Genomic DNA, 2,692 nt, shown 5'->3' with positions numbered 1-2,692 from the left:
GTGCCAGACGCCGACGGCATGCTTACATCGAGTGATGGCAGCGGTGGATCGGCGCACGATGATGGTGACGGCCGGGTTCGGCGTGCTGGCCGCCGCGATCCGGCTGCCGGAGGGGCAGGCGCACCCGGCTTACCCGCCGCCGGCCGCCCCCGGCAGCTACCTGTTCGACGACGAGTTCGACGGCCCGGCCGGCTCCGCCCCCGACCCGGCGAAATGGGTGGTGGCGACGGCCCGCGAGTCGATGAAGGATCCGACGTACTGGGAGCTCCCGGGCAACGTCGGGGAGTACCGCGACGACCGGCAGAACGTCTTCCTGGACGGCAAGTCCAACCTGGTGCTGCGCGCGGCGAAGGACGGCAAGACCTTCTACGGCGGCAAGGTGCAGAGTCCGTGGAGCGGCGGGATCGGCCACACCTGGGAGGCGCGGATCAAGCTCAACTGCCTCACCGCCGGCTGCTGGCCCGCGTTCTGGCTGGGCAACGACGACCACGGCGAGATCGACATCCTGGAGTGGTACGGCAACGGCAGCTGGCCGTCCGGGACCACCGTGCACACCAAGCCGAACGGCGCCGAGTGGGCGACCACCCAGGTCGCGATGGACAGCGGCTGGCACAGCTGGCGATGCCAGTGGGACGAGGCCGGCATCCGGTTCTGGAAAGACCACGTCGAGGGCGCGTCGCCGTACTTCACCGTCCCGGCCGGCTCGATCGCCGACTGGTGCTTCAACGACCCCGGCTACCGGATGTTTCCGGTGTTCAACCTGGCGGTCGCCGGCTCCGGCGGGGGTGACCCGAGCCTGGGCAGCTACCCGGCGGAGATGCTGATCGACTGGATCCGGGTGTGGTGAGCCGGCGCGAGGTGTCGGTCTCGCCGCGGGGAGGTACGCGATGACACTGCCGATGCCGGATCCGCCCCGCCGCCGGCCGGCCCGTACCCGCCGCAGCGCGGCGAATCCGGGTGGACGATCTGGCCGCACCGAATCTGGCCGCTTCAGCCGCTGGCCGCCGCCCCACGTCGCGTGCTGGCCGTGGCGGTGGCCGCTGCGCTGCTCGGCACGCTGGTCTGGCGGATCACGGTGTTCAGCATCGGCTACCCGGTGGCCGGCGCGCTGGTCTTCGGCTCGGTCTACGGCACCGCCAGACGGTCCCCGACCGGTCAGGAGTGGGCCGGCATCGTGATGACCATGGCGTTGCTCACGGTGCCGGCGGTGTTGGCGGCCTCGTGGCTGGATGCGCTGTGTGCGACGGCCGCCTGGATCGTCGGCTGGTGCACCTTCGCCGGGGGGGCGCAGCTGGGCTGCGGTGTTCCTCGGGCCGCTGGTGGCCTGGGCACTGCCCGCCCGGGTGCTGGGGTGGACGCACCGCGGTCTGGCGCGGGTTCGGTTGCCCGGCGACCTCGGTAACCTGCCGCGGCTGGGTGTCGTGGCAGGCACCACGGTGCTGCTGGTGGCCGCGTTCGGTGGCTTGTTCGCCAGCGCGGATGCGGCGTTCGCGCACGTTCTCGGTGCGCTGGTGCCGCAGCTGGACCTGGCCGAGTTCGTGGCCCGCGCCGTCGTGTTCGCCGTCGTGGCGGTGTTCGTGTTGTTCGGCGGCTACCTGATCCGGTTCCCGCCGCGGCTGGATACCGCGCTGCCCGGACCCGCCGTGGCGGTCGCGCGCTGGGAGTGGGCGGTGCCGCGCTGGCCGCGCTCGACGCCGTGTTCGCCGCGTTTGTGATCGTGCAGGCGACGGTGTTGTTCGGTGGGCACCGCCACGTGCTCGACACCGCGGGGCTGACCTACGCCGAATACGCCCGGCAGGGTTTCTGGCAGCTGCTGATGGTGTCGGCGCTGACGCTGCTGGTGATCGCGGTGACCTTGACGGTGGCGCAGCGGGTCACCCCGGCGGACCGCCGGTGGATCCGGCTGCTGGTCGGGTTGCTGTGCGCGCTGTCGGTGGTGGTGGTCGCCTCCGCGGTGCACCGGATGTGGCTGTACCAACAGGCGTACGGGTTCACCGAGCTGCGGCTGCTGGTGATCACCGTCGAGTTGTGGTTCGGTGTGGTGCTTGTGCTGATCGTCGTGGCCGGGCTGCGGATGTCGGCGAGCTGGTTGCCGCGCGCCGTGCTGACCGCCGGGGTGGTGGCGCTGCTGGGGCTGGCCGCCACCAACCCGGATCGGCTGATCGCGCAGCGCAACATCGACCGCTACCAGCAGACGGGAGACATCGACACCGGGTACCTGTCGGGGCTGTCGACCGACGCGCTGCCGGTGATCGCGGAACTGCCGGAGCCGATCCGCAGCTGCGTGCAGCACCGGGCCGCCGCCACCAGGCCGTGGTACCAGTTCAACTGGTCCCGCTGGCGGGCGCGAGCGGTGGACGCTCCGGACCATCCCGGGTGGGCCTGCGGGCGGTAGCGCCCCGCCCGTCTTCGGAGCCGATGACGGGAATCGAACCCGCGTATTCAGCTTGGGAAGCTATTTCCGTGGGCGAACGGGTGTTCGCAAAGACCGAGCTAGAGGCCGTTTCGGCTAAGCGGAATTGCAGTTCTACCAGCGTATTCAGGGCATCTGGCATACGGCTGGGGTACGGCTACGGTACGGGCGCAGTTCGGCTGGGTACGAGGGACCGTTAAGGGGCTCTTCCGACTTGGTGGGGGTCTGGTGTGACCGATTCGGATCGTGTCGGTGACTGATTAGGGGCTCGCGCCCTTG

General features: G+C 70.5%; 2 protein-coding genes and 1 pseudogene. All 3 read left to right on the top strand.

Annotated features, from left to right (window positions below):
- The first annotated feature begins 34 nt into the window (after nt 1–34).
- The 3 genes and pseudogenes from AC2VNT_RS14875 (at nt 35) to AC2VNT_RS14865 (ending at nt 2,395) form a co-directional block, all read left to right on the top strand.
- Nucleotides 35–847, top strand: coding sequence for a glycoside hydrolase family 16 protein (locus AC2VNT_RS14875; protein WP_486947587.1), 813 nt, complete (start codon nt 35–37; stop codon nt 845–847).
- A 180-nt stretch (nt 848–1,027) separates the two neighbouring features.
- Complete coding sequence (locus tag AC2VNT_RS14870) at nt 1,028–1,402, top strand: hypothetical protein (RefSeq protein ID WP_486947586.1); 375 nt, start codon at nt 1,028–1,030, stop codon at nt 1,400–1,402.
- Nucleotides 1,302–2,395, top strand: a pseudogene (locus AC2VNT_RS14865) (DUF4153 domain-containing protein). Before AC2VNT_RS14870 ends, AC2VNT_RS14865 begins: the two are co-directional and overlap by 101 nt.
- Nucleotides 2,396–2,692 lie beyond the last annotated feature (297 nt).

This window comes from Mycobacterium sp. TH-M15 (assembly GCF_057473705.1).
This window is presented reverse-complemented; position numbering and strand designations above follow the sequence as displayed.